Below are 26,708 nucleotides of genomic sequence, written 5' to 3'. Positions count from 1 at the left end.
CCTGCCGCCGACCTAGGAAACGGTCACCACGGGCGGGCCCACGTGAGTACCGTCTCCAGTTTCTCCTGATTCCTCGGCGATCCGCAGCGCTTCTTCGATCAAGGTCTCGACGATCTGCGCCTCGGGAACCGTCTTGATGACCTCGCCCTTGACGAAGATCTGCCCCTTGCCGTTTCCGGACGCCACGCCGAGGTCGGCTTCCCGGGCCTCCCCGGGGCCGTTGACGACGCACCCCATCACGGCCACGCGCAGCGGGACCTCCATGCCCTCGAGTCCGGCGGTGACCTCGTCGGCCAGCTTGTAGACGTCGACCTGGGCGCGGCCGCACGACGGGCACGAGACGATCTCGAGTTTGCGCGGGCGGAGATTCAGCGACTGCAGGATCTGGTCGCCGACCTTGATCTCCTCGGCCGGCGGGGCCGACAAGGACACCCGGATGGTGTCGCCGATGCCCTCGCTGAGCAGCGCGCCGAAGGCGACGGCGGACTTGATCGTGCCCTGGAAGGCGGGCCCGGCCTCGGTGACCCCGAGGTGCAGCGGGTAGTCACAGGCGGCGGCGAGCTGGCGGTAGGCCTCCACCATGATCACCGGATCGTTGTGTTTCACCGAGATCTTGATGTCGCCGAAGCCGTGCTCCTCGAACAGCCCGGCCTCCCACAGCGCCGACTCGACGAGCGCCTCCGGGGTCGCCTTGCCGTACTTCTGCAGGATCCGCTTGTCGAGGGACCCGGCGTTGACGCCGATCCGGATGGGGATCCCGGCATCACCGGCCGCCTTGGCGACCTCCTTGACCCGGCCGTCGAACTCCTTGATGTTGCCCGGGTTGACGCGCACGGCGGCACAGCCGGCGTCGATCGCCGCGAAGATGTACTTCGGCTGGAAGTGGATGTCGGCGATCACCGGGATCTTGGACTTCTTCGCGATGATCGGCAGTGCCTCGGCGTCTTCGGGACGCGGGCAGGCGACACGCACGATGTCGCACCCCGAGGCCGTCAACTCCGCGATCTGCTGCAGGGTGGCGTTGATGTCGTGGGTCTTGGTGGTCGTCATCGACTGCACCGAGATCGGGTGGTCGCTGCCGACGCCGACCGAGCCGACGAAGAACTGCCGGGTCTTCCGACGCGGGGCGAGCACCGGCGGTGGTCCGGCGGGCATGCCGAGTCCGATCGGCACAGCGGTCGCGGGAGTCGGGGCGTTCATCTCGTTCACCTCTGGGGGTTTCGGTTCTCTGGTGGTATTCGTCGCCGGACGGCGACCCGGATCGTGCGGGTCACTGCCACGGGTTGATCGGGTTGATGATGTCGGCGGTGAGCGTGAGCACCATGAAGCCGGCCATGATCACGACGGCGGCGTAGGTGATCGGGAGCAGTTTGTAGTAGTCGACGGCCCCACCGGGTGCCCGGCCGAACCAGCGCCGCACGGTGTCGCGGCCCTTCTCGTAGCCGACGATCGCCATGTGGCCGCCGTCGAGCGGGAGGAGCGGGACCAGGTTGAACAGTCCCAGGAAGAAGTTGATGCTGATCAGGAGCATCCAGAACATGTCCCACAGCCCACGCTCGACGGCCTGACCGCCGAGCACCGAGGCGCCGTACACGCTGACCGGGGTGTCGAGGGCGCGCTCACCGCCGGTGACCGCCGTCCACAGCGCACCGATCTTCGACGGCAGGGACAGCAGCGCGTTCCAGGTCTCGACCGCCAGTTCGCCGGTGAATCCGATCGCGCCGGGCACGATCTCGAGGCCGCTGTAGGTGATGACGTTCGGCGGGACGTCGTAGGCGATGCCGACCATGTTGTAGGTCTGGGTTTCGGAGGTGCCGTCGGCGTTCGTCGCCGTCACCGTGGTGGGCTCGGGGGTCATCGTCAGGTCGAGTCGCTGACCGTCGCGGTCGACCGTCAGCGCGACCGGGCCGCTGGACTCGCGGATCACCGGGGTCAGATCCGACGCCTGCCCGACCGGCTGACCGTTGATCGCCACGATGTCGTCACCGGGGAGCAGCCCGGCGGCGCCCGCCGGGCCGGTGCCGGTGCAGGGCGCGTCGGTCTGCTTGTTGCCTTCGATGGTGATCGTCGACGGGACGCACTGGGTCTTGCCGACGGTTGCCGGAGTCGGGCCGGGGTTGAGATTGGGCAGGCCGAACGTCAGTCCGACGATGATGATGAGGACGAAACCGAGGAGGAAGTTCTGGGCCGGTCCGGCGAACAGCACGACCAGGCGTTTCCAGGCCTTCTGCTTGTACATCGCCCGGTCCTTCTCGTCCCAGGCGAGTTCCTCGTGGGGGGTCATCCCGGCGATGTCGCAGAAACCGCCCAGCGGCAGCGCCTTGATCCCGTACTCGGTCTCGCCGCGCCGGGTGGACCAGATCGTGGGACCGAAGCCGACGAAGTACCGCCGGACCTTCATGCCCGTCGCCTGCGCGGCCCACATGTGGCCGCACTCATGCCAGGCGACCGACAGCAACAGCGCCACGGCGAACAGCGTGACGCCGATCGCGAAACTCACGTACCTACTCCATCCGGATCACGGGGCGCACCCGCTCACGAGAGCCGCCGATCAGACGGATGCGGCCGCGACCAGCTGCGCAGCACGATCCCGGGCCCACCGATCGGCGGCGAAGACCTCTTCCACAGTACCTGGCGTCCGGCGCCACTGATCTGCCTCGCCGAGCACCTCCTCGATGACCTCGACGATGCGCGGGAACCGGATCGCACCTGCGAAGAACCCTGCTGCGGCCGCCTCGTTGGCGGCGTTGTAGACAGCCGTCAGGCTGCCTCCCGCCGCACCGGCGCGTCGAGCCAGCTCGATCGCCGGGAACACCGCGTCGTCGACGGGTTCGAACGTCCACGCCGACGCCGTCGAGAAGTCGCAGGCCGTCGACGATCCGGGCACCCGGTCCGGCCATCCCAGGGCCAGGGCGATGGGCAGCTTCATCGACGGCGGTGAGGCCTTCGCCACCGTCGCCCCGTCGACGAAGGTCACCATCGAGTGCACGATCGACTGCGGGTGGACGGTGACGTCGATGCGGTCGTAGTCCACGTCGAACAGCAGGTGCGCCTCGATGACCTCGAGGGCCTTGTTGACCAGGGTCGCGGAGTTGAGCGTGATCATCGGGCCCATCGACCACGTGGGATGTCGGCCGGCCTGCTCGGGGGTGACGTCCTCGAGTTGCGCACGGGTCCATCCGCGGAACGGTCCACCCGACGCGGTGAGGACCAGTCGGTCCACCTCGGCGGCCGTCCCCGCGCGCAGACACTGTGCGATCGCGGAGTGCTCGGAGTCGACCGGGACGATCTGCCCGGTCGCGGCGGCGTCGAGGACCAGTGCACCGCCCGCCACGAGCGACTCCTTGTTGGCCAGCGCGAGCCGGGCACCCGATCGGAGTGCGGCGAGGCTGGGCGCCAGACCGATCGAGCCGACGACGGCGTTGAGGATCACATCGACCCCGGTGTCCGCGGCGACGGCGTCGACCAGATCGCACATGGCGTCCGGTCCATTCAGGACCCGGCCGCCGAGACGTTCGCCGAGTTCCTGCGCCCGCGTGGCGTCGGCGACGGCGATCCGCGAGGCCGGCACGCCGAACGCGGCGGCCTGATCGGCGAGCAGGTCGGGATTCGACCCGCCGGCACCCAGACCGGCGACCTCGAAACGATCCGGATGCTCGGCGATCACCTCGAGAGCCTGGACGCCGATGGAACCGGTGGAGCCGAGGATCAGCACGCGTGTGGGCACGCACCCATTCTGGACCATCCTCGTCGACGAACCGCCGCCGGTGACACCGGACCGACCTGCGGGCAGGAGGTGCCGCTATGCTGCTCGGAGAACTACTACCGATCGTCAGACATCTGACGTCCGCGCTGTGAGGAGTGGCTGTGGCAAGCACCGATGTTGAGCACACTGTGGGGCACGGCGATGGCGGGCATGGCGAAGTCGAGGTCATCGACACCGGCTGGCGCCGCGAGCCCGCCGATGCCCCGTCCGCCCGGTTCGGCTGGCACGGAGCGGGGACCAAGACCTTCTACGGTGCGGCCATCTTCTTCGCGCTGTTCCTGCTCGCGATGATCATCGGCAACCACACCGGACGCATCGAGGACCTGTATCTCATCGCCTTCGCCGCGGGCACGCTCTTCCTCGTGGTGCGCGGGTGGTGGATGAACCGCGGCAAGTGGTCCTGACCGGACGCCTCGCCACATCTACGACGAACGCCGAGCGGTGATCCGCTCGGCGTTTCTCGTTCTCGGTTGCGTTGTTGGTCAGCGCTCTTCCGCCGCCAGCTGTCCACAGGCGGCGGCGATCTCCTGCCCGCGCGTGTCGCGAACGGTGCACGAGACTCCCTGCTCACGGACCCGGCGGACGAACTCGCGTTCGACCGGTTTCGGACTGGCGTCCCATTCCGAACCCGGCGTCGGGTTCAGCGGGATGAGATTCACATGAACGAGTGACCCGAGGGCCCGGTGCAGCTTCTCCCCCAGCAGGTCGGCCCGCCAGGGCTGGTCGTTGACGTCGCGGATGAGGGCGTACTCGATGGAGACGCGCCGTCCGGTGGTGTCGGCGTAGTAGCGGGCCGCCTCGAGCACCTCGGCGACCGACCACCGGTTGTTGACCGGGACAAGGGTGTCGCGCAGTTCGTCGTCGGGCGTGTGAAGCGAGACGGCGAGCGTCACCGCGAGCCCCTCGTCGGCGAGACGGCGGATCGACGGCGCGAGACCGACGGTCGACACGGTCACCGAGCGGGCGGAGATCCCGAGGCCCTCCGGCGCCGGCGATGTGATCTGCCGGACGGCGCTGACCACGCGCTTGTAGTTGGCCAGCGGCTCACCCATACCCATGAACACGACGTTCGACAGGCGTCCGGGCTCGCCGAATTCCCCGTCGCGCAGCGCGCGGGCCGCGGCCCGCACCTGATCGACGATCTCGGCGGTCGACAGGTTGCGGTCCAGTCCGCCCTGCCCGGTGGCACAGAACGGGCAGGCCATGCCGCACCCAGCCTGGCTCGAGATGCACAGCGTGTTGCGATCGGTGTAGCGCATGAGGACGCTCTCGAGGAGCGTGCCGTCGTGCAGGCGCCAGAGCGTCTTGCGGGTGGAGTCGTCGTCGCAGGAGATGTGCCGGACCGGCGTGAGCAGCTGCGGGAAGAGCTTGTGCCGCAACGATTCGCGCGATGCCGCCGGCAGATCCGTCATCTCGTCGACGTCACCGTTGAGGCGCGCATAGTACTGGCGGGCCAGTTGATCGGCCCGGAACTTCGGCAGCCCCAGGTCGGCCAGCGCCGCGACGCGACCGGCGGGGTCGAGGTCGGCGAAGTGTGTCGGCGGCCGCCCACGCTTGGGCGCGTCGAACACGAGTGGCAATGAGGTCATTTCGCCATTGTCGCATGTCATGATGAAGTGATGACGACACCCGAGGACCGACGGCACACGGGTTCGGTACCGGCGTGGGGCGAACAGCCCGCCGGGTCACCGCCACCGGCGACCGGTCACGCGCACACCCCGGAGCAGCACGCCCCTGACCCGGACCATCGTGATCGTCTCCGCCGCACGGTCGCCGACGTGGAGCACACGCGGACGCGCGCCACCTGGTTCGGCGTGGTGATCGGCGCGATCATCCTGGTCCTGTTGCTCGTCTTCATCGTGCAGAACCTCCAGTCGCAGACCATCGACTTGCTGTTCTGGGAGGTCAATCTGCCCCTCGGGGTCAGCCTGCTGATCGCGGCCATCGCCGGTGCGCTGGTCGTCGCGCTCGTGGGCGGCCTGCGGATGCTGCAACTGCGGCGCGCGCTGAAGAAGGCAGCCAAGTAGCGTTCGGCGCCGCGGTCGCCCGTGCTCAGAGCAGCGCGGTGAGCACGACCCACACCACGAACGCCGACGGCAGCAGGCTGTCGAGCCGGTCCATGATGCCACCGTGGCCGGGCAGCAGCGTGCCCATGTCCTTGATCCCGAGATCACGCTTCACCTGGGATTCGACGAGATCGCCGAGGGTAGCGCAGACCACCAGGACCGGCCCCAGGATGATGCCGATCCACCAGTGGCTCTCGAGCAGGAACACCACGCAGCCGACGGCACCGACAGTGCCGACGACGAGCGAGCCCACCATGCCTTCCCAGGACTTCTTCGGACTGATCGCCGGCGCCATCGGGTGCTTGCCGAACATCACGCCCGCGGCATAGCCGCCGACGTCGGAGCACACCACCACGACCATCAGCGTGGCCACTCTGGCAGCCCCGTCGTCCTGTACCACCAGGTGGGCGCCGAACGACGCGAGCAGTGGCAACCACGCCAGCACGAACACGGTGACGGCGAGGTCGCGGAGGTAGTTGACCGGCGCCTTGTCGATGCCCTGCCCGAGGAGCTTCCACACCATCGACACCAGGGCCGTCGCCACGAAGGCGACGAGGGCTCCGGTCGGACCCCAGGGCCAGCTCGCCCAGATGATGGCCTGGCCACCGATGAGCAGCGGCCAGAGGGCGACGTCGTAGCCACCGGTGCGGAGACGTTTGATGACCTCCCAGGTGGCGACCGCGAACGCGACCGCCACGAGGCCGTACCAGACCTTCGGGACGAAGATCAGGATCGCGATGATGCTGATGCCGAGCGTGCCGCCGACCGCGATCGCGGCCGGCAGGTCGCGGCCGGCGCGCGACTTCTTCTCACCGCCCCGTTGCGGAACCTCGTTCACACCTCGAGCAATTCGTCTTCTTTGTGCTTGACCAAGTCGTCGATCTGGTGCACGTAGGTCGCCGTGGTCTTGTCCAGTTCCTTCTCGGCGCGCGACACCTCGTCCTCGCCGGCCTCGCCGTCCTTCTGGATGCGCTTGAGCTCGTCGGCGGCCTTGCGGCGCACGTTGCGGATCGCGACCTTCGCGTCCTCACCCTTGCCCTTGGCCTGCTTGACCAGATCGCGGCGACGCTCCTCGGTGAGCTGCGGGACGGCGACCCGGATGATCGTGCCGTCGTTGGTCGGATTGACCCCGAGGTCGGAGTTGCGGATCGCGGTCTCGATGTCGCGCAGCGTCGACGCCTCATACGGCTTGATCACGACGAGTCGCGGTTCGGGCGTGTTGATGCTCGCGACCTGGGTCACGGGGGTCATCGAGCCGTAGTACTCGATGTTGACCTTGTTGAACATGGCCGGGTTCGCCCGCCCGGTGCGGATGGAGCCCATGTCCTCCTTGGCGACGTTGACCGCCTTCTCCATCTTCTCCTCGGCGTCGAGCAACGCGTCGTCGATCATCTTCGTCCTTGTTCCGTTCGGTCGGTTTTCTCGTCGATCTCGGGGTCAGGCGCCGGTTCAGGTGCTGACCAGGGTGCCGATGCGGTCGCCTGCGACCGCACGGGCGATATTGCCCTGCTGGAGCAAATTGAACACCAAGATCGGCATCTTGTTGTCCATACACAGACTGAAGGCCGTCGCGTCGGCGACCTTGAGCTCCTTGTCGAGCACCTCGCGGTGAGTGATCTCGGTGAAGAGGGTGGCGTCGGGGTTGGTGCGCGGGTCGGCGTCGTACACGCCGTCGACCGCCTTGGCCATCAGGACCACCTCGGCCTTGATCTCCAGCGCACGCTGGGCCGCGGTGGTGTCGGTGGAGAAGTACGGCATCCCCATGCCGGCGCCGAAGATGACGACGCGGCCCTTCTCCAGGTGCCGCTGGGCACGCAGCGGGAGATACGGCTCGGCGACCTGCCCCATCGTGATGGCGGTCTGCACCCGGGTCGAGATCCCGCGCTTCTCCAGGAAGTCCTGCAGCGCAAGGCAATTCATGACAGTGCCGAGCATGCCCATGTAGTCCGAGCGGCTTCGGTCGAGCCCTCGTTGCTGGAGTTCGGCGCCGCGGAAGAAGTTGCCGCCGCCGATCACGACGGCGACCTGGACACCGGAATTGACGACGTCGGCGATCTGGTCGGCGACGGTACCCACGACGTCGGGGTCGAGCCCGACTTCGCCGCCACCGAACATCTCGCCGCCCAACTTCAGCAAGACCCTACGGAATCCATCCCGCCGGATGGGGTCGGACGCTTCACTCATCGGCTTCCTCACTCGTCGGTTCGGTGAACTATCGTACGTCGTCACCGGAACCGACCCGCGATACGCGTCGTGCGCGCCGCGCGAGGGTGCCCTGTGGATTCAGCCGCGTAGGGCCGCGTCGAACTGCGGCCAGGCACGATGCAGTTCGTCCTGCCAGTACGGCCACGCATGGGTCCCGCCCTCGTAGAGGTGGAACGTCGCCGGCACACCGATGTCGCGCATCCGCCGCTGGAGGTTCCTCGTGCACTGCGCCGTGGCGGTCTCGATCACCGCCCCGACTGCGATCTGGTCGAACAGCTTGGAGCCGTTGCCCTCGATGCCGGGGCCGTCGAGGGTGTCGTACCGGCCCGGCATCCCGGATCCGTTCGAGACGTAGATCGGGCTTCTCCTGTCGCTCCTGTTCTTCAGCGTGTTCGCCGGGTTCTTCTTCACCGTGTCGATCTCGGCTCAGTTCGGACTCGGCTACTCGGCATTCCGGACCGGGATGCTGGCCCTGCCCTTCGCGATCGGCGCCGCGGTCGGCTCACTCGCCTCACCACGCGTGGTCGCCCGCGTCACCGCACCGCACACCCTGATGGCCGGATCCGTCGCCGTCGGAGCCGGATTCGTCTGGCTCGCGATGATCATCGAACCGGCTGCGGAGACCCTGCCGGTGCCCGGCATCCTCGGTCCCCTCGTACTCGGCGGTCTGGGGACGGGTGTGTTCATCGCACCGCTGCAGGCCGTGATCCTGTCCGACACGACCGAAGCCACGGTGGGCACGGCAACCGGGACGATCCCCACTGTTCAGCAGATCGGCGCCTCGATCGGGCTGGCGGTCGTCACCCTCTTCTTCTTCGGTCAGGTCGCCGGCCAGACGAGCGAGACGGTTCCGGCGGTGAGAGCCGAACTCGTTGCGTCGCTGTCGGAGTCACCGGTTCGCCCGGTGCTGCACGGGGCGGTCGCCGATCGTTTCGCATCCTGCGCGAGCGATCAGCTGCGGTCCGCACATCCGGAGCGACCGGCGCCCGCCTGCGCGGGCGGACCGACGTCGCCTGCGGTCGCCGCGGTCGCCGGGCAGGCTCGGCCCTGGACTCAGGATGCGGCCCGGTCGGTGACCGCTCGGACTTTCCTGGCCGCGCTGAAGACGACCTTGATGATGCTGGGTCTCGTCGCCGTGGCGATCGGGGCACTCGCCGCCGCTCTGCGGACGCGACGGACCCCGTGAACGCACATCGCCCCGTCTCCTGGACGGAGACGGGGCGATGTGGAACGCGTTCGATCAGGCCTGGCCGACCTCGAACCGGGTGAAGGCCTTGACGGTCACACCGGCGTCGTCGAGCAGGGCCTTGACGGACTTCTTCGAGTCCTGGACCGAGGCCTGGTCGAGCAGCACGACGTCCTTGTAGAAGCCGTTGACGCGACCCTCGACGATCTTGGGCAGGGCCTGCTCGGGCTTGCCCTCCTCCTTGGCCGTCTGCTCGGCGATACGACGCTCGTTCTCTACGACGTCCGCGGGGACCTCGTCACGGGTGGCGTAGCGCGCCTTGAGCGCGGCCACCTGCATCGCGGCGCCGCGAGCGGCCTCCTCGGCGGCCTCGCCCTCACCGGTGTAGGACACCAGCACGCCGACGCCCGGAGGCAGGTCCGACGCGCGCTTGTGCAGGTACACGGCAACGGGACCGTCGTAGTAGGCCACGCGCCGGAGCTCGAGCTTCTCGCCGATCTTGGCCGAGAGAGCCGCCACGGCCTCGTCCACGGTGCCGTCGCCGAGCGGAGCCTTCTTCAGCTCGTCGAGGTCGTTGGTCTTCGCCGCGGCCGCCGCGTTCACGATGTCATCGGCGAGCTGCTGGAACTCACCGTTCTTCGCGACGAAGTCGGTCTCGGAGTTGATCTCGATGAGCGCGCCGCCCTTGGCCGCGACCAGGCCCTCGGCCGTGGAGCGCTCGGCGCGCTTGCCCACGTCCTTGGCGCCCTTGATACGCAACTCTTCGACGGCCTTGTCGAAATCGCCGTCGTTGTTGGCCAGCGCGTTCTTGCAGTCGAGCATTCCAGAGCCGGTGAGCTCACGGAGACGCTTCACATCAGCTGCGGTGTAGTTCGCCATCGTCGGCGAGCCTCCTTAGAGAAAGTGTTGGGGACCGGACTGCGAGCAGTCGGGACTACTGAGCAGCCGGGGCGTCGGTCGCGGCGGCGTCGCCGGCCGGTGCCGCAGCCTGGGTCAGCAGTTCCTGCTCCCACTCTGCCAGCGGTTCGCCACTGCCGGCCTCGGGCTTGGCGTCGCCACTGGCGGCGCCGGCACGGGCCTGGACACCCTCGGCCACGGCCGAGGCCACGACGCGGGTGAGCAGTGCTGCGCTGCGGATGGCGTCGTCGTTGCCCGGGATCGGGTAGTCGACGAGGTCGGGATCGCAGTTGGTGTCCAGGATCGCGATGACCGGGATGTTCAGCTTGCGCGCCTCGCCGACGGCGATGTGCTCCTTGTTGGTGTCGACGACCCACACGGCCGACGGAACCTTGGCCATGTCGCGGATACCGCCGAGGGTGCGCTCGAGCTTGTTCTTCTCACGCGTGAGCATGAGGATTTCCTTCTTGGTGCGTCCCTCGAAGCCGCCGGTCTGCTCCATGGTCTCGAGCTCCTTCAGGCGCTGCAGGCGCTTGTGGACGGTCGAGAAGTTGGTGAGCATGCCACCGAGCCAGCGCTGGTTGACGTACGGCATGCCGACACGGGTCGCCTCCGCGGCGATCGATTCCTGTGCCTGCTTCTTGGTGCCGACGAAGAGGATGGTGCCGCCGTGGGCGACGGTCTCCTTGACGAACTCGTACGCCTTGTCGATGTAGGTCAGCGTCTGCTGCAAATCGATGATGTAGATGCCGTTGCGGTCGGTGAAGATGAATCGCTTCATCTTCGGGTTCCAACGGCGGGTCTGGTGCCCGAAGTGTGCGCCGCTGTCCAGCAGCTGCTTCATGGTCACGACAGCCATGATCGTCCTTTTCTCGCAGTTGTCGTCGGTACCGTCGGTACCGACCCTGGCGCCTGCGGCCGAGTGCCACCCGAGACGGCATGGGCCGTTCCGGGACTGCTCACTTGGCGTGTGTTTCTCGACTGTGCTGGTCAGGGCGTCGAAGCCCGGAGCGTCACAGACCTGAGTGCAGGCGCGCGAAGTCACCTCATCAACGAGCGATGAGGTGCGTGGGAGAGTTTACGCCGCGGCGGATGGATCACCAAAACGCCTTCGCCCACGTCGGAGACGGTTGTGGTGATGCAGTCGGAGGTCGGATCGGCATCGACCGCGCGCCCGGCGGATCCCATCCGGCTTCCGCTGCGTCCAATCAGCGTGCCATCCCCAACACTGCGTGTCCTCGCCGCGTTCCTGCCGACTGTCCTCTGCGTCGTCGGTCCGGTCCCCGCCGCCGCGTCCGTCGGTGTGTACGCGGCGCCGTTGTCGCCCCGGCCCACCGTGGTGACCGCCTACGACGAGCCCGAGAAGCGATGGCAGCCCGGCCACCGGGGCGTCGACCTCGCGGCCGGGCCCGGCCAGACCGTCCGCGCGGCGGGGGCCGGTCGCGTGCGCTTCGCGGGAACGGTCGCCGGCCGGCCGGTGGTCTCGGTGTCCCATCCCGACGGCGTGACCACCACGTACGAGCCGGTGGAGGCGAGTGTCGACGCGGGTGATCACGTCTCGCGGGGCGATGTCATCGGGACCGTGATGACCGGTCATCCGGGATGCCCGGTGCCCGCCTGCCTGCACTGGGGCGCCCGACGCGGCAGCGGACGTGCGGCGGACTACCTGGACCCGCTGGGTCTGCTCGGGGCCGTGCGCGTCCGGCTCAAACCGGTCGACTGACGGCGGTCACGCTCGCGGGTGCGCCTGTCGATGGACGGCACGCAGACGTTCGACGCTCACATGCGTGTAGATCTGCGTCGTGGCGAGCGACGAATGCCCGAGCAGTTCCTGGACGACGCGCAGGTCGGCACCACCCTCGAGCAGATGAGTGGCGGCGCTGTGCCGGAGTCCGTGTGGCCCGGTCGCCGGGCCTCCGCTCGCCTCGACCGCGCGTGACACGACCGAGCGCGCCATCCGCTGGTCGAGCCGTCCCCCGCGGGCACCCAGCAGCAAGGCTGGTCCGGAAGCGTCGGTCACCAGGGCCGGGCGTCCGGAACGCAGCCAGGCGTCGATCGCGCGGGCGGCGGGCTCTCCGTAGGGGACCGACCGTTCCTTGTCGCCTTTGCCGATCACCCGCACCACCCGTCGCCCGGCGTCGACGTCGCCGACGTCCAGCCCGCACAACTCCCCCACTCGAACTCCGCTGGCGTACAACAACTCCAGGATGACCCGGTCCCGCAGGGCGATCGGGTCGTCGGGGGCACGATCCACTCCGGTGGCCGCGATCGCGGCCGCTGCCTGGGCGGGGGCCAGTACGGCGGGCAGGGTCCGGTGCGCCTTGGGAGCCTTCAACCGCTGTGACGGGTCGGCCGCCAGGTAGCCCTCGCGGACCGCCCACGCGCAGAACGTCTTCGCCGCGGAGACCTGCCGGGCCACGGTCGTGCGCGCGGCGCCGCGCCGGGTCAGTTCCGCGAGCCAGGCCCGCAGCAGCGGGAGATCGATGTCGGCCACCGCGATTCCGCGGGCACCGGCGAACGAGACGAGGGCGCGAACCCCACCGACATAGGCGCGGATCGTGTGCTCGCTGCGCCCTTTCTCCAGGCGCAGGTGATCGGCGAAGTCGTCGAGCATGGTCACGACCTCACCCCGTCGGGCACCCGAGCGCAACCGCACACGCGGCGTCGTGGCCGAATCGGTGCCTGTCCGGCCGGTGGGCCTCAGCCCTGGGCGCCGACGGCCTCCTCCTCGGCCCGCAGGTCGGCCTTCCATTGCCGGAACCCCTCCTCGGTCCGGCCGCGCCGCCAGTACCCGGAGATCGAGGCGTTGGCCGCACTCACGCCGCGTTCCTTGCGGATGTAGGCACGCAGGTTGTGCATGACCGCTTGCGCCTCTCCGTGGATGAACACGTGCGGTTCGCCGTCGAGCCATTCCGTCGCGCGTACGGCCGCGATCAGCGGGGCGTTGTCACCGGCGAGCGAATCGTCGACGTCCGCCGCAGGTCCGCCGCGGTGCACCCAGGAGACCTGCGCCCCGGCGGGTGCGTCGAGGTCGAGTTCGTCGTCGGGGCCGGCGACCTCGATGAAGACCTTGGCGACGGCGTCGGCGGGAAGGGCTTCGAGTGCGGCGGCCACCGCGGGGAGACCCGCCTCGTCGCACGCCATGAGATGCCAGGGGGCATCGGATCGCGGACGGTAGCCACTACCCGGCCCGATGAAACGGATCGTCTCGCCTGGCTCCACCGAGGCCGCCCAGGGGCCGGCGATGCCCTCGGTGCCGTGCACGACGAAGTCGACGACGAGCTCGCGGGCCTCCGCGTCGACCCGGCGCACCGTGTAGGTACGCAACACGGGTTGCCGCTCGGGCGCCTCGTTCGTACGGATCTCCTGGAGATCGAACGGTTCGGGATAGCTGACACCCGGCGGTGCGAAGACGAACTTCACATACATGTCGGTGTCGGGTTCCCCGGACTTGCCCAGGGCCGGCCGAAAGTCGTCGAACCCCTCCCCGCCCAGGTACAGGCGTACGAAATGCGGGCTGATCCGCTCTCTTCGTAGCACCGTCATCGTGTTCACGCGTTTCGCCATCGAACCTCCCTTTCGGGTCAACCCTACGCCTACGAGATTAGGCCACCCTTAGCTTTAGAGCGGCGAACCACCCATCCGCGGTTGTAAGGTTTTCTATCGATCAAGCGATGTGAATTCGAGACTTTGCCATTCCTAAAGTCAGACGTCGCGAGACCCGACCAGAGGTGACTCCATGCCGGATCAGCCCGTGGACCAGTCCACCCCGCGCCGCGGCTCGCGGCTCAGTGTGGACGACTGGCTGGAGGCCGCGACCCAGATCCTGGTCGACGACGGGATCGACGCCCTCAAGATCTCGCGCCTCAGTGCGCGCCTCGGTGTGACCAAGGGCAGCTTCTACTGGCACTTCACCGACATCGGGGCGCTGAAGACCGCGCTCGCCGAACACTGCCGACGGGCACAGTCGGCGGCGGCCGACCGGATCGAGGCACTGGAAGCCCTACCACCGGTCGAACGGGTCGAGGGGATGGCGCGCCTGCTGTCGGACCCTCGCCGCTGGGCGATGGAGTCCGCCCTGCGCCGCTGGGCCCAGACGGACGAGTCGATCGCGAACTCCGTCGATGCACTCGACTGCCGGATCTTCTCGATCGCGATCTCGGCCATGCGCGAACTCGGGTTCTCGGAGGCCGAGGCGCACGCACGCGCGACGACGCTCCTGTACGCGGGAATCGGTTATGTCCACGCTCATGGCCGTCTGAACGAGGCGACGGTCGAGGATCTGCATGTCATCATCGACGTCCTCACCCGCCGCTGAGGTCACGCCAGCCGCCATCGTCCGTCCACGTTCTGCACGTACCCCTTGATGTCGAGGTGCGCGAGCGCCGCGCGGACGGTTCCGATGTCGAGGCCGGCGGCGAACGCGATCTCGTCGATCCCCACTCCACCGCGGCCGGGAATGGCGTCGTGGACCCGTAGTTGCTCGGCGTCGAGCGCGTCGGTCGGTTTCGCGCGGCCGCGGCCGATGTCGCCCCCACCGTCGGGTCGTACCAGGTTGACCACCGACGCGACGTCGGACACCAGCACGGCGAGCTCGTCGGCGATCATCCGGTGGCATCCCACCGAGGTCGCCGAGGTGACGGGACCGGGAACGGCTCCCAGCGGCCGGCCGAGCTTGCGCGCCCATGCCGCAGTGTTCGCCGCGCCGGACCGTCGCCCGGCCTCGATGACCACGGTCGCGCCGCTCATCGCGGCGACCAGTCGGTTCCGGGTGAGAAATCGATGTTTCGCCGCTGTCGTCCCGGGCGGGTACTCGCTGATCACCGCGCCCGTACGCGCGATCGCGGTCAGCAGCGACGAGTGTGACGCCGGATAGTCGCGGTCGATCCCACACGCCATCACCGCCGCGGTCACCCCGCCCGCCGCGACGACCGCGCGGTGAGCGGCGCCGTCGATGCCGAACGCCCCGCCGGACAGCACCGCGAAACCCTGGGCCGACAACCCCGACGCGAGCGTCTGCGTGACGTGTTCGCCGTACGACGACGCGGCACGGGACCCGATCAACGCGACCGACGCAGCGGCGAGGTCGTCGAGCCGGGCCGGACCGCGCACCCACAGGGCGAGCGGTTCACCTCCACGAGCGGCCGTGTCGGCCTGCCCCAGCGCCAGCAGCGACCAGGCCGGCCACTCCGGATCGGCACGGGTCACCAGGCGCGCACCGATCCGCTCGGCGGTGTCCAGATCATCGATCGCACAGTCGGATTCGCTCCGGGCATCAGTGGCGGCGAGCACCGCCTCGTGGCCGCCGGGCACGGTGCGTCGGCGGATCGCCGCGGCCGCCTCGACCGGACCGATGTCGTCGACGAGCGCGATGACCGCGGCGCACGGCGGTTCGGCGACCCGCGCCAGATAGGCCCAGGCGATGGATTCCGGCGACCGGGGTTCCGACGGATGGGCGGAGATCACCAGGTCGCTCCTCGGTCTCGGTACAGAAGTGCTTGTGCGACATCGTCTTCGACGGGACGCCCGGACCCGCTCAGATCGCTGAGGGTCCATGCCAGCCGCAGAGCGCGATCGGCACCGCGGGCGGTCACGCGGCCGTCTCGGAGGAACAGTTCGATGGGCCGCAGCACGTCGGGCGGCAGCCGGAACCGCTGCCGCAGCGCGGACCCGGGAACCTCGGCATTGGTGCGCCACCCGAATTCCGACCACCGCTCGATCGCGGTGGCGCGTGCGGCGGTGACGCGGGCGCGGACGTCGGCACTCGACTCCCCGGCACCGCTCATCAGCGCGGTGTTGCCCGGTGGGTCCATCCGCACGCGGATGTCCACGCGGTCCAGCAGCGGTCCGGACAGCTTGCCCAGATAGCGCCGCCGCACGACGGCCGTGCAGACGCAGTCGACGTCGTGGGCGGGCGCGCACGGACACGGGTTCGCCGCGAGGATCAGCTGAAAGCGCGCGGGATAGACCGCCATGCCGTCACGCCGGGGCACCCGGACCTCGCCGTCCTCGAGGGGTTCCCGCAGGGATTCGAGCGACTTGACACTCATCTCGGCGCACTCGTCGAGGAACAGCACTCCTCGATGCGCCTTGGACGCCGCGCCCGGCCGGGCGAAACCGGTACCGCCACCGAGCAGGGCTGTGATCGATGAGCTGTGGTGCGGGGCGACGAACGGCGGTTCGGTGATCAGCGGACGTCCGGGCGACAACTCCCCCACCAGGGAATGGATCGCCGTCACCTCCAACGAGTCCTCCAGACCCAGCGACGGCAGAATGCCCGGCAGCCGCCGCGCGAGCATCGTCTTGCCGATCCCCGGCGATCCGGTCATCAGGACGTGATGAGCTCCCGCGGCGGCGATCTCCAGCGCGTGCCGGGCCTCGTGCTGCCCGACCACGTCGGCCATGTCGGGAACCGGCGGCGCGTGCGTCGTCGCCGCCGCATGCACCGTGTCGAGCACGTTGTCACCCGCCAGCCACTGCGTCACCTCTTTCAGACTGCTCGCTCCACCGACGTCCATCCCCTCGACGAGCGCCGCCTCGGCGACGGTCTCGATCGGCACCACCGCCCGTCGATACCCCTCCTGCCGCGCCGCGATCACCGCCGGCAACACCCCGCGGATCGGCCGCACGGTGCCATCCAGACCGAGCTCGCCCAGAAAAACCGTCGACGACAACTTCTCCGCCGACACCTGTTGCGTGGCAGCCAGAATGGACACGGCCATCGACAGATCGAACCCCGGACCGATCTTCGGCATGTCCGCCGGCGACAACGCCACCGTCACCTTCAACTCGGGAAAACTGAACCCGGAGTTCTTGATCGCAGCCCGCACCCGATCCCGCGCCTCCCGAACCGACGAATCCGGATTACCCGTCACCGCGAACCCCGGCAGACCCGAACTCACACTCGCCTGCACGTCGACGACCTGCGCGACAAAGGCATTGAGCCCCACCGCCTGTGTTTGCCCCAACATGGGCACAGTCTCGCCGGGAACACGCGTGGCGCGCGGCGCCGAACCACTCACACAGCCGATCTGTGGATGACCTCGCGGTTGTGCACCACCGTTCACAGCAGCCCGACTAGGCTCGACAACCGATGGACGACGGAACATTCGACGATGCGTTCGTCGGCGATCTCGACCGACTACTCCGATGGCGACGCGACGTCCGTTGCTTCCGCCGCGAACCACTCGAACCCCACGTGCTCCCCGACATCCTCGACGCAGCCGAACTGGCTCCGTCTGTGGGCAACAGCCAACCGTGGCGCTGGGTCGAGGTCCGGTCCGCCGAAGCCCGGCAATCGGTGCGCGACAGCTTCACTCGCTGCAACGCCGACGCGCTGGACGGTTATACGGGCGAACGCGCACAGCTGTATTCGTCGCTCAAGCTCGCCGGTCTCGACGACGCTCCCGTCCACCTCGCCGTGTTCTGCGAACCCGGTGTCGAGCAGGGCCGGGGACTCGGCCGACAGACAGTGCCCGAGACGCTGGAGTATTCGGTCGTCACCGCGATCTCCACACTCTGGCTGGCGGCGCGGGCCCGAGGCGTCGGGGTGGGGTGGGTGTCCATCCTCGAACCCGAGGAGGTTTCCGAGGCACTTGCGGTACCGCCGGCCTGGAAGCTTGTCGCCTACCTGTGTATCGGCTACCCCGCGCACGACTCGGAGACACCGGAACTCGAACGTGTCGGCTGGCAATCACGGACGAGGTCCGAGAAGCGGTTCTTCGTGCGCTAGGACGTCGCCGAAGCTGCAGCCCGAGCCCGGGCCAGCTTGAGGTCGCGGTAAAAGGGGTTGTGCGAGTTACCTTCTAGATTCAGCGGCACATCCAGCTGGCGGATCAGTGCTTCCTCGACCAGCCAAGGTTCGTCGACTGCCAACCACGAGACCCGGGTGTTGTCACCCATCCACTCACTGAGGACCGGCTCGCCGACGCCGAAATGCCTTTTCGTCCCGTGTAGGGCGAGCTGGATGCCGAGCTCATCAGCCAGGAGAACACCGAGACTGAGGCGCGGAGTCGACGTCGACGCTCGTCCTCGGTAGTGCGTTCGCAGCCGACGACGGAGATTCTGCCGACTGACCGCCCGACGCGGAGGGTCTCCTGGGGCTGATGCCGACATATGGGAGTGTCATGCCATCTCGGCTCCGGCAGTACGACACGTCCATGAGGTGGGAGGGCGGGCGTTGGAACCACCAGCCATATACGCCTGGCGACGCAGGGACCACAGAACCGGCATGGAGGACCTCGCCGCGGTCATACATCGGCGCACCGAGAAGTTGGCCGACAAGGACGTTCGTACCTGCCGAATCGGAGGGTCCCAACATGCTCCCATCCTGCGGACGAACGCCCCTCGACACCAGATCGTGACCCCGCGGACCGCGCGATCCGCATGTAACTCCAGTAACAATAGTCACGTCAATCACTTCTATCGCAAGAGTAACTGGAGGACGCGCGTGTCGAGCCGTCTCACCACGAGTGTCCGACTGGCCCTCGCCGGGGTCATCGCCTTCAGCGGCACCGCGGTCGCGCTGACGACCGGTGCCGGCGTCGCGCACGCCGCGCCGTGCGGCAACGCGAGCACGGGCTCGAGCTTCCTGGGTTTCGGGTCCAGCGGTTCCAGCGGCTCGAGTGGCTCCAGCGGGTCGGAGGGCTCGTCAGGCAGCTCGAGCATTCCGAACCCGGGACCGCAGCGGCCGTTGATCCCCTATGTCGGTTCCAAATCCCGCACCGTCGGGTGGGTGACGGGACCGCTCAGCGCCAACCGCACATTCAGCCGGTTCGGTATCGGCGGCACCGATCTCGGCGTCTCCTGGGACAACGGCCGCGGCCAGACGCTGATGGCCTTCGGAGACACCTTCGGCAACTGCAACGCGCCGGGACAGCAGTGGCGGCACAACGTGCTGCTCCGCACCGACGACGACAACCTCGCGAACGGACTCTCCGTCCCGGCCGGTCGCGTCGGCGACGTGACGTCGGGTTCGGTGATCGCGCCCGGTCAACCGAACTACGCGCAGGAACTGATCCCGTCCCTCGGCATCTCTAATGTCGAGGTCACCACCATCCCGACGGCGGCCATCTCTCTCCCGCACGGCGACGGCTTCCGCCAGTACATCAACTACATGTCGGTCCGCTCGTGGGGTTCGCCGGGCAACTGGGTCACCAACTTCTCGGCGATCGCCCATTCCGACGACAACGGCCAGACCTGGGTCACCGATCAGGACACGATCCTCATCAATGCTCCGGTCTCGCTCCGACTGCCCGGCGAGTTCCGGCCGATCGAGTTCAACAACGGCAAGTTCCAGCAGAACGCGTACGTCCGCGGCTGGCCCGGGACACCCGAAGCGGAGTACGTCTACCAGTTCGGCACCCCGAACGGACGATTCGGCGCCGCCTTCCTCGCGCGGTTCAAACCCACGGACATCCTCGACCTCGACGCGTACGAGTACTGGGCCGGGAAGAGTCGCGGCTGGGTGGACGACATCGCCGCGATCCCCGACGACGGTTCGGCGGTCGTCGTCCGACAACCGGTCACCGAACTCTCGGTCGCCTGGAGCCCGTACCTCGAGAAATACGTCATGCTCGATGGCGACAACGACATCACGCTGCGCACCGCCGATCATCCCGAAGGGCCGTGGAGTGCACCGAAGACCATCGTGCCCCGAGGTGCGCTCGTCGTCTACGGACCGATGATGCTCCCCAACTCCCCCGCGCTGCAGGGTGATTCGAAGGAGCTCTACTTCAACGCGTCGCGGTGGAGCGATTACAACGTGATGCTGATCCGGACCGATCTGAGCAAGCTGTGACATCCGGGCTCACACGTGCACACCCTGGTGATGCCGCACCTGCGCACGAGCCAGATCGTCGGGAGCGGCCTGGTCGAGGCGCACGCTGACGACGTCGAACCGGATCTGCGACCATCGCCGGTCCTGCGCCGCCAGCCACATACCGGCGAGTCGGCGCATCCGGGCGAGCTTCGTCGGCGTGACCGCCATGACCGGATCGTCGTACGTGCGGCTCGCGCGGGTCTTGACCTCGACGATCACCAGGACCGACCCATCCGCGGCCACCAGATCCAGTTCGCCATAGCGGGTACGCCAATTGCGCTCCAGGACAGTCCAGCCCAGCGATATCGCGTAATCCGCGGCCACGTCCTCACCGAGCCGGCCGATATGACCGCGGCGATCGGGGCGAGGATGGTCGCGCGCTTGTGCACTCATGCCGATCAGATTCGCGCAGAACCGGTTTCGCCGACCGTCCGAAAGCGAGCAACGCCCTGATCTGTGAACGATCAGGGCGTTGTCAACAGATTGCGCGTGGTCAGGGCTCGTCGGGCAGGCGGAGTTCCGACTTCTCGAGTTCCTCGATGTTGACGTCCTTGAACGTGATCACGCGGACCTGCTTGACGAACCGCGCCGGGCGGTACATGTCCCACACCCAGGCATCGCTCATGCGGAGTTCGAAGTAGACCTCGCCGTCGGTGTTGCGCGGGATCATCTCGACCGCGTTGGCGAGATAGAAGCGCCGCTCGGTCTCCACCACGTAGGTGAACTGCCCGACGATGTCCTTGTACTCGCGGTACAGAGAGAGTTCCATCTCGGTTTCGTACTTCTCGAGATCCTCAGCACTCATCCTGTCAGCCTATCCCTGTTGTCGTTTGCGCTGGTGACCACACGTGCCGCGACATTACGGTACGACATGCGGTGTTGTGGTGAGGGGCCGGCGGCGTCGATGCGCGACATGTGCAACGCCGTGCTGTAGCCCTTGTGGATGGCGAAGTCGTACCCGGGCAGGTCGTCGTCCATGGCGACCATGATGCGATCTCGGGTGACCTTGGCGATGATGCTGGCGGCGGCGATGCACGCGGCCGCCCCGTCTCCCCCGATCACCGGCAGGGACGGGGCCGTCAGTCCCGGCACCGCGAAACCGTCGGACAGCACGTACCCCGGTTTCACGTCGAGGGCGGCCACCGCCCGGCGCATGCCCTCGATGTTCGCGACGTGGATGCCGATGCGATCGATCTCGGCGGCTTCGATGATCACCGCACTCCAGCTCTGCGCGTAGCGCGTCACCGAGCGGTACAGCTCCTCGCGGGTGCGCTCGGTCAGACGTTTCGAGTCGTCGAGGTCGGCGAGGGAGACGAGCTGCGTCGGCTTCAAGACGCAGGCCGCCACGACCAGCGGGCCCGCGCACGCTCCGCGGCCGGCTTCGTCGACCCCCGCCACGGGCCCCAGACCCTGCCGGTGCAGGGCGAATTCGAACGTCCGCAGGCCCGCGGCACGGCGGACGGGTGAGCGGGGTGGCCATCGAGTCGTCACAGCTGTCTCACCCCTGCTGCGGATTGAACGAACCGACACCACCGATCCGCGAGAAGGGGTAGATGATGAACCGGACCTTGCCGCGGATATCGCTGACCGGGACGGTGCCCTGGTACTGGTCCTCGACGTGGTAACGCGAGTCCTGCGAGTTCAGTCGGTTGTCACCCATGACCCACACATTGCCCTCGGGCACGGTGATCGGACCGAAATCCGGCCCGAGACACGGAGGTACCTGGTCACCCGGCCCGGCGACACCGGGCCCGAACGACGCGACCGTCTCCTCCTGGAGCTTCATGTCGATGTAGGGCTCGCGCAACGGGCGACCGTTGACCTTCACACCGACGCCCTCGTCGTTGCGACATTCGACCGTCTGACCGCCGGTCGCGATGACCCGCTTCACGAGGTTGTTCTCGTCCGGAGGCGCGAACCCGAACCACGACAGCGCATCCTGCGCCTTGTGCATCATCGGGTTCGTCGATCGGGGCGACACCCAGGCGCCGTTCCACGACTCCGACGGGCCCTTGAAGACGACGACGTCGCCGGGTTGCGGATCACCGAACCGGTACGTGAGCTTGTCGATCACGATGCGGTCGTTGGTGCAGCCGTCGCACCCGATGAGGGTGGACTCCATCGACTCCGACGGGATGACGTACTGCCGACCGATGAAGGTCTGCAGCACCCAGGTGAGGAGAAGGACGCACCCCACGATGATGACGACTTCGCGCAGGAGAGAACCCGAGCCGGACTTGCGCTTGCCGCGATCGTCGGCATCGGATTCGGCCGGGTCGGTCTTCAACCTCCACGGACGCTTGGCGTCGTCGGCGCGGTCGTCGTCGGGGGCATCGTGGGGTCGCTGTGTGTCGGCCACCTCGTCAGGTTAGACGCGTCAGCGCTTTTCCTTGATCTTGGCTGCCTTGCCGCGCAGATCGCGCAGGTAGTAGAGCTTGGCGCGACGGACGTCACCGCGGGTGAGGACGTCGATCTTGGCGATGTTCGGGCTGTGCACCGGGAAGGTGCGCTCGACGCCGACGCCGAAGGACACCTTGCGGACGGTGAAGGTCTCGCGCACGCCGCCGCCCTGACGACGGATGACGACGCCCTTGAACACCTGCACGCGCTCCTTGCTGCCCTCGATGACCTTGACGTGGACGTCGAGGGTGTCACCGGGGCCGAAGTCCGGCACGTCGTCGCGGAGGGACTGCTTGTCGAGGAAGTCGAGCGTGTTCATGTGTCGTGGTCCTTGTCTGGCGGAGAACGTTGAGCAGAGGAACCTGGCGGCCCGTGGGCTCGACCGGTTCGTGCTCCGAGTCGTTGGCGTCGCAACCGGCGGTCTCGGAGAGACAGCCCCGGACACGGGGCATCGTCGGCAGGCAACCCGACTATTGTGCCAGAGACACCCCGGGCCGACGAAATCGCCGAGCCACTACGTCCGTGGCGCCACGATCACGACGTCGTCGGCCTGCAATGCCGAGATGGTGGCGGGCTCCATCGGCGTCGCCGCGGCGATCGCTCTCGGCGTCACACCGGCATGCACCATGTGGTCGAGGATCGCGAGTTCGGGCGCCCGGCCGTTGGCGGTGAGTGCCTCGTCGTCGGCGAGTTCCACCCCCGCTCGCTGATAGGGCTGCGGGTCGTTGGTCCCGACGACGACCACCCGGGCTCCCCGCGGGCCGATCCCGACGCCCACTGCCGTCCGGAACCAGCCGGCGATCGATGCCGGAACCGTGGTCTGCAGTCGCTCGGCTCGCCCCCGCAACCAGGTCAGGTCGTTCGCGCCGATCACGTCGCGGTCGGCGCGAGCCCGCGCGCCGGCCAGACCCCCGAGACCGGCAGCCATCGCACCCGCCGCACCCAGTGCCCCGAGCGGCATCATCGGCATCATCCCGCTCGTCGCCGCGGGTGCAGCGGCGCTCTGCCCGGCCTCACCCGACCGTTCGGTGTGATCATCCCCCGCCGCGGTGAGGGCCATCCGGCCGGTGCTCGCGGCCTCGACCCGCCACGTGTCGTCACCGATCGCGGCGTTCACCTCGGCCCGCCGGATGTCGCGGTCGGCGATCAGTGCGACCACCGACATCTGCTGCTGCGTGTCGATCACCGTCCGGGCATACGCGTCCAGCGACGTCCCGAGCGCGCGCAGCCGTTCCGCCGCTCCGGGCAGATCGGCACCGGCGATCTGTCCGAGCCCGTCGACGACGGCATCGTGGAACCCGCCCGCGGTCGAGTCCCCCGTCGCGTACGAGTCGGTCACCGACGACACCGCCTCGGCGAGGCCGGCCACCCTCTCGGCGAGTGCCCGCACGCGCTGTGCCGAGTCGCTCAGTGCCGCCGCGTCGGCGGTCGGCCACACCCCCGGGGCCAGTTCCTCGGCGATCCGCTCGGCCTCGCCACGCGCCGTCATGCGTCGGCCCGGCCGATACGCGCCGAGGCCTCGGCATCTCGGTCGAGGAGGTCGTCGATGCCGGCGACGAGGGCGCGGCGGCGTTGTCCGAGACGGTTCCCGACGTCGTGCAGACGATCCGTCGACGCCGCGGCCGCCGGCGAGAACCCCGCCCGGAACGCACCCGCCGATTTCCCGGTGCCTACTGCCATGTCGACGTCGATGAGCAGGGCGGCGAGCTCGGTCTGTATCGCCGTGAGTTCCGCCGCCGCTGCCTGCAGTCGCGTCGCCACGACGGCGGCGGCACCGGGGTCGGCGGCGACCCGGGGACCGGCGTCGGCCGCCGGCGAGAGGTCAGGGTCGGTCATCGGCGACCACACTGTCGAGGCGGGCGTCGGCGTAGTCGATCGGCAGATCCGTTGCGCCGGAGAGGATGTCGGCGGATCTGGTGCGCAGCGCGGTGTCCGCCTCGGCGATCAGCGTGGTCAGCAGGGCGGACAGTTGATCCGCGCGGTATCGACGCATTGCGGAGGGTTCGATCATGATGTCCACCGCACGGCCGCGCGCGTCGACCGTCACCGCGACGAGCCGGTCGTGACTGGTCGCCCGGGAGGTCAGCTGCGACAACGACTTCCGGACCCGTTCGAGTTCGGTGCGTTGCCGGTCGAGTTCCTCGACCATGGCCGAATACCCCTGCATCGTCTGCTGGACCCCCGTCCGAGTCGAACCTCTGCCGAATCCTAGTCGGTATCGCCCGGATGGTCCGCGGAGGAGTCCACAGGGTCCGGGAGGAGATCAGGCCGGCGCGCGCGCGTCCGCTCGAGGGCCTGTTCGGTACGCCAGCGTGCCACCTTCGCATGGTCGCCACTGAGGAGTACGGGCGGGACGTCCAGACCGCGCCAGGACACCGGCCGCGTGTAACTCGGACCTTCGAGCAGCCCGTCGGAGAACGAATCCTCCTGATGCGAGCGGGGATTGCCGAGTACGCCGTCGAGCAGCCGGACGGTCGCCTCGATCATGGCCATGACCGCGACCTCTCCCCCGATGAGGACGAAGTCGCCGAGGGAGACCTCTTCGACGCGCACCCGTCGGGCCGCGTCGTCGAAGACACGCTGGTCGATACCCTCATACCGGCCGCAGGCGAACACCAGATGCGGCTCGGTGCTCCAGCGACGCGCGGTCTCCTGGGTGAACGGCACACCGGCGGGGGTCGGCACGATCAGCAGCGCGTCGTCGGGGCACACCTCATCGAGGCACGGCCCCCAGACGTCGGGTTTCATCACCATGCCGGGCCCGCCGCCGTACGGCGAGTCGTCCACGCTGCGATGGACGTCGTGCGTCCAGTTGCGTAGGTCGTGGACCGCCACGCTGATCCGTCCGGCGTCGATCGCCTTGCCCAGCAAAGCAACTCGGAGCGGATCGAGGTACTCGGGGAAGATCGACACGACGTCGAGACGCATCACGGCGCCTCGTCGAGCGAATCCGGATCCAGCAGCCCCTCCGGGGGGTCGATCACGATCAGCTCGCGACCGACGCTCGGCACGATCTCGCGCACGAACGGCACCAGCACCTCACGGTCGCCGGTGGTGCGTACCGACAGCAACTCGCCGCCGGGCAGATGCAGGACCGATTCGACGACGCCGACCGCGGAGCCGTCGGTGAGTTGTACGGGCACGCCCTCGAGTTCGTGGTCGTAGAACTCGTCCGGGTCGTCGGAAGGCTCCACCTGCGAACTGTCGATGAGGAACAGGGTGCCGCGCAGGGCGTCGGCGGAATCCCGGTCCGCGATGCCGGCCAGGGACACCAACAGCCGCCCGGAATGATCCCGGGCGGCTGTGACGGTGAAATCCCGTTCCCCGGCACCGCGCGGCAGACGGCCACGCAGCACCGAGTTCGGGGCGAAACGCATCTCGGGCTCGTCGGTGCGGACGTCCACGACGACCTCACCACGGATTCCGTGTGACTTGACCACACGGCCTACGACGAGATCCACGATGCGCTCGGTGTTCGGGTTCGCGGTCAGCGGTCGGTGTCGACGATGTCGACGCGCATCCCGCGGCCGCCGATCCCGGAGACCAGGGTGCGCAGCGCGGTGGCGGTACGACCGTTGCGACCGATCACCTTGCCGAGGTCGTCGGGGTTCACGTGAACCTCGACGAGCCGGCCGCGACGGCCGGTGACGAGGTCGACCCGGACGTCATCGGGGTTGGAGACGATTCCGCGGACCAGGTGCTCGACCGCGTCGGCGACGACTGCGCTCACGCGTCACCCTCGGCGGCGGGAGCCTCGGCAGCCTCGTCGTCCTTCTTGGCGGCCTTCTTCTTGGGGGTGGTCGCGGCGGCGACCGGCTCGTTGTCGGCGGCGGCGAGCGCGGCGTTGAACAGGTCGAGCTTCGACGGCTTGGGCTCGGCGGTCTTCAGGGTGCCCTCGGCGCCCGGCAGGCCCTTGAACTTCTGCCAGTCACCGGTCACCTTGAGGATCGCGGCCACGGGCTCGGTCGGCTGCGCACCGACGCCCAGCCAGTACTGCGCGCGCTCGGAGTCGACCTCGATCAGCGAGGGCTCTTCCTTGGGGTGGTACTTGCCGATGGTCTCGATGACCCGGCCGTTGCGGCGGGTGCGGGCGTCGGCGACGACGATGCGGTACTGCGGGTTGCGGATCTTGCCGAGCCGCGTGAGCTTGATCTTGACAGCCATGTCTACATCTCTTTCGTGTGGTCACTGCGCAATTCAGCAATCCGCCCGGAGTGGCGGACCCGGTTTTGCGTCTGTAGTGGTGTGACCGTCGGGCGGCCGTGACCGGATCCGACGAACCAGCGAATCATTGTGCCAGACCGGGCGGTGAGTACCGAATCCGGTGATCGGCCTGCAGAAGGAACAGCCGATGGACCGGCATGTGGT

At 68.3% G+C, this 26,708-nt stretch carries 33 protein-coding genes and 1 pseudogene; 7 read left to right on the top strand and 27 right to left on the bottom strand.

Annotated elements, in window-relative coordinates; translation table 11 throughout:
• Positions 1–12: 12 nt before the first annotated feature.
• From ispG to dxr, 3 genes are all read right to left on the bottom strand, one after another.
• Positions 13–1,200 carry a flavodoxin-dependent (E)-4-hydroxy-3-methylbut-2-enyl-diphosphate synthase gene (gene ispG / locus GR168_RS10035; RefSeq protein WP_078112440.1) on the bottom strand — a complete coding sequence of 396 codons (1,188 nt, stop codon included), beginning with the start codon at positions 1,198–1,200 and terminating at the stop codon, positions 13–15.
• Between the two features lie 70 nt (positions 1,201–1,270).
• Positions 1,271–2,500 (bottom strand): M50 family metallopeptidase, encoded by a 1,230-nt coding sequence (locus GR168_RS10030; RefSeq protein WP_068971260.1) that lies wholly within the window; start codon positions 2,498–2,500, stop codon positions 1,271–1,273.
• Between the two features lie 51 nt (positions 2,501–2,551).
• Complete coding sequence (dxr, locus tag GR168_RS10025) at positions 2,552–3,727, bottom strand: 1-deoxy-D-xylulose-5-phosphate reductoisomerase (protein WP_159370641.1); 1,176 nt, start codon at positions 3,725–3,727, stop codon at positions 2,552–2,554.
• A 140-nt stretch (positions 3,728–3,867) separates the two neighbouring features.
• On the opposite strand from dxr, the gene GR168_RS10020 reads away from it, so the two are divergent.
• Positions 3,868–4,170: a DUF2631 domain-containing protein gene (locus GR168_RS10020; protein WP_159370640.1), complete on the top strand. Its 303-nt coding sequence runs from the start codon at positions 3,868–3,870 to the stop codon at positions 4,168–4,170.
• 78 nt (positions 4,171–4,248) lie between these two features.
• Here the strand turns inward: GR168_RS10020 and rlmN are convergent, their stop codons facing one another.
• Positions 4,249–5,355: a 23S rRNA (adenine(2503)-C(2))-methyltransferase RlmN gene (rlmN, locus tag GR168_RS10015; RefSeq protein ID WP_159370639.1), complete on the bottom strand. Its 1,107-nt coding sequence runs from the start codon at positions 5,353–5,355 to the stop codon at positions 4,249–4,251.
• A 30-nt stretch (positions 5,356–5,385) separates the two neighbouring features.
• On the opposite strand from rlmN, the gene GR168_RS10010 reads away from it, so the two are divergent.
• Complete coding sequence (locus tag GR168_RS10010) at positions 5,386–5,793, top strand: lipopolysaccharide assembly protein LapA domain-containing protein (protein ID WP_058250101.1); 408 nt, start codon at positions 5,386–5,388, stop codon at positions 5,791–5,793.
• Positions 5,794–5,818: 25 nt separating this feature from the next.
• On the opposite strand, the gene GR168_RS10005 is transcribed toward GR168_RS10010, so the two are convergent.
• The 4 genes and pseudogenes from GR168_RS10005 to GR168_RS09990 form a co-directional block, all read right to left on the bottom strand.
• Entirely contained in the window at positions 5,819–6,670 is an 852-nt protein-coding gene (locus tag GR168_RS10005) for a phosphatidate cytidylyltransferase (protein ID WP_159370638.1), read from the bottom strand.
• Positions 6,667–7,224, bottom strand: a complete 558-nt coding sequence (gene frr, locus GR168_RS10000; RefSeq protein ID WP_058250099.1) for a ribosome recycling factor — start codon at positions 7,222–7,224, stop codon at positions 6,667–6,669. The genes GR168_RS10005 and frr overlap by 4 nt, the downstream gene beginning before the upstream one ends.
• 57 nt (positions 7,225–7,281) lie before the next feature.
• Positions 7,282–8,016, bottom strand: a complete 735-nt coding sequence (pyrH, locus tag GR168_RS09995; RefSeq protein WP_058250098.1) for a UMP kinase — start codon at positions 8,014–8,016, stop codon at positions 7,282–7,284.
• A gap of 99 nt (positions 8,017–8,115) precedes the next feature.
• Positions 8,116–8,394, bottom strand: a pseudogene (locus GR168_RS09990) (alpha/beta hydrolase-fold protein); the annotation flags it as partial.
• Between the two features lie 31 nt (positions 8,395–8,425).
• On the opposite strand from GR168_RS09990, the gene GR168_RS09985 reads away from it, so the two are divergent.
• Positions 8,426–9,223 carry a hypothetical protein gene (locus GR168_RS09985; RefSeq protein WP_238995062.1) on the top strand — a complete coding sequence of 266 codons (798 nt, stop codon included), beginning with the start codon at positions 8,426–8,428 and terminating at the stop codon, positions 9,221–9,223.
• A gap of 54 nt (positions 9,224–9,277) precedes the next feature.
• Here GR168_RS09985 and tsf read toward each other — a convergent pair whose 3' ends face one another.
• Together tsf and rpsB are read right to left on the bottom strand one after the other, a co-directional pair.
• Positions 9,278–10,102, bottom strand: coding sequence for a translation elongation factor Ts (gene tsf / locus GR168_RS09980; protein ID WP_058250094.1), 825 nt, complete (start codon positions 10,100–10,102; stop codon positions 9,278–9,280).
• 55 nt (positions 10,103–10,157) lie between these two features.
• Positions 10,158–10,979, bottom strand: a complete 822-nt coding sequence (gene rpsB, locus GR168_RS09975; RefSeq protein WP_058250093.1) for a 30S ribosomal protein S2 — start codon at positions 10,977–10,979, stop codon at positions 10,158–10,160.
• Between the two features lie 354 nt (positions 10,980–11,333).
• Between rpsB and GR168_RS09970 the strand changes: the two genes are divergently transcribed.
• Entirely contained in the window at positions 11,334–11,843 is a 510-nt protein-coding gene (locus GR168_RS09970) for a M23 family metallopeptidase (RefSeq protein WP_238995061.1), read from the top strand.
• 6 nt (positions 11,844–11,849) lie between these two features.
• On the opposite strand, the gene GR168_RS09965 is transcribed toward GR168_RS09970, so the two are convergent.
• Together GR168_RS09965 and GR168_RS09960 are read right to left on the bottom strand one after the other, a co-directional pair.
• Positions 11,850–12,734, bottom strand: coding sequence for a tyrosine recombinase XerC (locus GR168_RS09965; RefSeq protein WP_159371887.1), 885 nt, complete (start codon positions 12,732–12,734; stop codon positions 11,850–11,852).
• Between the two features lie 86 nt (positions 12,735–12,820).
• The gene (locus tag GR168_RS09960) at positions 12,821–13,687 is read right to left on the bottom strand and encodes a siderophore-interacting protein (protein ID WP_159370637.1); all 867 of its coding nucleotides are present in this window, start codon (positions 13,685–13,687) and stop codon (positions 12,821–12,823) included.
• Between the two features lie 172 nt (positions 13,688–13,859).
• Between GR168_RS09960 and GR168_RS09955 the strand changes: the two genes are divergently transcribed.
• On the top strand, positions 13,860–14,438 hold the full coding sequence (locus tag GR168_RS09955; protein ID WP_159370636.1) for a TetR/AcrR family transcriptional regulator: 579 nt from the start codon (positions 13,860–13,862) through the stop codon (positions 14,436–14,438).
• Positions 14,439–14,440: 2 nt separating this feature from the next.
• Here the strand turns inward: GR168_RS09955 and dprA are convergent, their stop codons facing one another.
• Positions 14,441–15,583, bottom strand: coding sequence for a DNA-processing protein DprA (gene dprA / locus GR168_RS09950; protein ID WP_159371886.1), 1,143 nt, complete (start codon positions 15,581–15,583; stop codon positions 14,441–14,443).
• Positions 15,583–17,091, bottom strand: coding sequence for a YifB family Mg chelatase-like AAA ATPase (locus GR168_RS09945; RefSeq protein ID WP_159370635.1), 1,509 nt, complete (start codon positions 17,089–17,091; stop codon positions 15,583–15,585). Before GR168_RS09945 ends, dprA begins: the two co-directional genes overlap by 1 nt.
• Before the next feature lie 122 nt (positions 17,092–17,213).
• Between GR168_RS09945 and bluB the strand changes: the two genes are divergently transcribed.
• Positions 17,214–17,852, top strand: coding sequence for a 5,6-dimethylbenzimidazole synthase (gene bluB / locus GR168_RS09940; protein ID WP_159370634.1), 639 nt, complete (start codon positions 17,214–17,216; stop codon positions 17,850–17,852).
• Here bluB and GR168_RS24245 read toward each other — a convergent pair.
• Entirely contained in the window at positions 17,849–18,235 is a 387-nt protein-coding gene (locus GR168_RS24245) for a GIY-YIG nuclease family protein (RefSeq protein WP_343213052.1), read from the bottom strand. The genes bluB and GR168_RS24245 overlap by 4 nt on opposite strands.
• Before the next feature lie 334 nt (positions 18,236–18,569).
• On the opposite strand from GR168_RS24245, the gene GR168_RS09930 reads away from it, so the two are divergent.
• Entirely contained in the window at positions 18,570–19,919 is a 1,350-nt protein-coding gene (locus GR168_RS09930; RefSeq protein ID WP_159370633.1) for a DUF4185 domain-containing protein, read from the top strand.
• Between the two features lie 9 nt (positions 19,920–19,928).
• Here GR168_RS09930 and GR168_RS09925 read toward each other — a convergent pair whose 3' ends face one another.
• From GR168_RS09925 to rpsP, 12 genes are all read right to left on the bottom strand, one after another.
• Positions 19,929–20,333, bottom strand: coding sequence for a YraN family protein (locus GR168_RS09925; RefSeq protein ID WP_058250086.1), 405 nt, complete (start codon positions 20,331–20,333; stop codon positions 19,929–19,931).
• A gap of 100 nt (positions 20,334–20,433) precedes the next feature.
• On the bottom strand, positions 20,434–20,745 hold the full coding sequence (locus GR168_RS09920) for a DUF2469 domain-containing protein (RefSeq protein ID WP_004572292.1): 312 nt from the start codon (positions 20,743–20,745) through the stop codon (positions 20,434–20,436).
• Positions 20,742–21,431 carry a ribonuclease HII gene (locus GR168_RS09915; RefSeq protein WP_058250085.1) on the bottom strand — a complete coding sequence of 230 codons (690 nt, stop codon included), beginning with the start codon at positions 21,429–21,431 and terminating at the stop codon, positions 20,742–20,744. The genes GR168_RS09920 and GR168_RS09915 overlap by 4 nt, the downstream gene beginning before the upstream one ends.
• 7 nt (positions 21,432–21,438) lie before the next feature.
• Positions 21,439–22,299: a signal peptidase I gene (gene lepB / locus GR168_RS09910; protein WP_159370632.1), complete on the bottom strand. Its 861-nt coding sequence runs from the start codon at positions 22,297–22,299 to the stop codon at positions 21,439–21,441.
• A gap of 18 nt (positions 22,300–22,317) precedes the next feature.
• Positions 22,318–22,659, bottom strand: a complete 342-nt coding sequence (gene rplS / locus GR168_RS09905; RefSeq protein ID WP_004572295.1) for a 50S ribosomal protein L19 — start codon at positions 22,657–22,659, stop codon at positions 22,318–22,320.
• Positions 22,660–22,854: 195 nt separating this feature from the next.
• Positions 22,855–23,829 carry a hypothetical protein gene (locus GR168_RS09900; protein ID WP_159370631.1) on the bottom strand — a complete coding sequence of 325 codons (975 nt, stop codon included), beginning with the start codon at positions 23,827–23,829 and terminating at the stop codon, positions 22,855–22,857.
• Complete coding sequence (locus GR168_RS09895; protein ID WP_065628988.1) at positions 23,826–24,176, bottom strand: hypothetical protein; 351 nt, start codon at positions 24,174–24,176, stop codon at positions 23,826–23,828. Before GR168_RS09895 ends, GR168_RS09900 begins: the two co-directional genes overlap by 4 nt.
• The gene (locus tag GR168_RS09890; RefSeq protein WP_159370630.1) at positions 24,163–24,507 is read right to left on the bottom strand and encodes a YbaB/EbfC family nucleoid-associated protein; all 345 of its coding nucleotides are present in this window, start codon (positions 24,505–24,507) and stop codon (positions 24,163–24,165) included. The genes GR168_RS09895 and GR168_RS09890 overlap by 14 nt, the downstream gene beginning before the upstream one ends.
• Before the next feature lie 41 nt (positions 24,508–24,548).
• The gene (trmD, locus tag GR168_RS09885; RefSeq protein ID WP_058250080.1) at positions 24,549–25,268 is read right to left on the bottom strand and encodes a tRNA (guanosine(37)-N1)-methyltransferase TrmD; all 720 of its coding nucleotides are present in this window, start codon (positions 25,266–25,268) and stop codon (positions 24,549–24,551) included.
• Positions 25,268–25,801, bottom strand: coding sequence for a ribosome maturation factor RimM (gene rimM, locus GR168_RS09880; protein ID WP_159370629.1), 534 nt, complete (start codon positions 25,799–25,801; stop codon positions 25,268–25,270). Before rimM ends, trmD begins: the two co-directional genes overlap by 1 nt.
• Positions 25,802–25,827: 26 nt before the next feature.
• Positions 25,828–26,070 (bottom strand): RNA-binding protein, encoded by a 243-nt coding sequence (locus GR168_RS09875; protein ID WP_004572301.1) that lies wholly within the window; start codon positions 26,068–26,070, stop codon positions 25,828–25,830.
• Positions 26,067–26,504, bottom strand: a complete 438-nt coding sequence (rpsP, locus tag GR168_RS09870; protein WP_058250078.1) for a 30S ribosomal protein S16 — start codon at positions 26,502–26,504, stop codon at positions 26,067–26,069. Before rpsP ends, GR168_RS09875 begins: the two co-directional genes overlap by 4 nt.
• Positions 26,505–26,708: the final 204 nt, after the last annotated feature.

Origin of the sequence: Gordonia sp. JH63, assembly GCF_009856645.1 — a bacterium.
Classification (GTDB): domain Bacteria; phylum Actinomycetota; class Actinomycetes; order Mycobacteriales; family Mycobacteriaceae; genus Gordonia; species Gordonia hongkongensis.
Note: the sequence above shows the minus strand (reverse complement) of the source record. Positions and strands in the feature narration are given on the sequence as shown.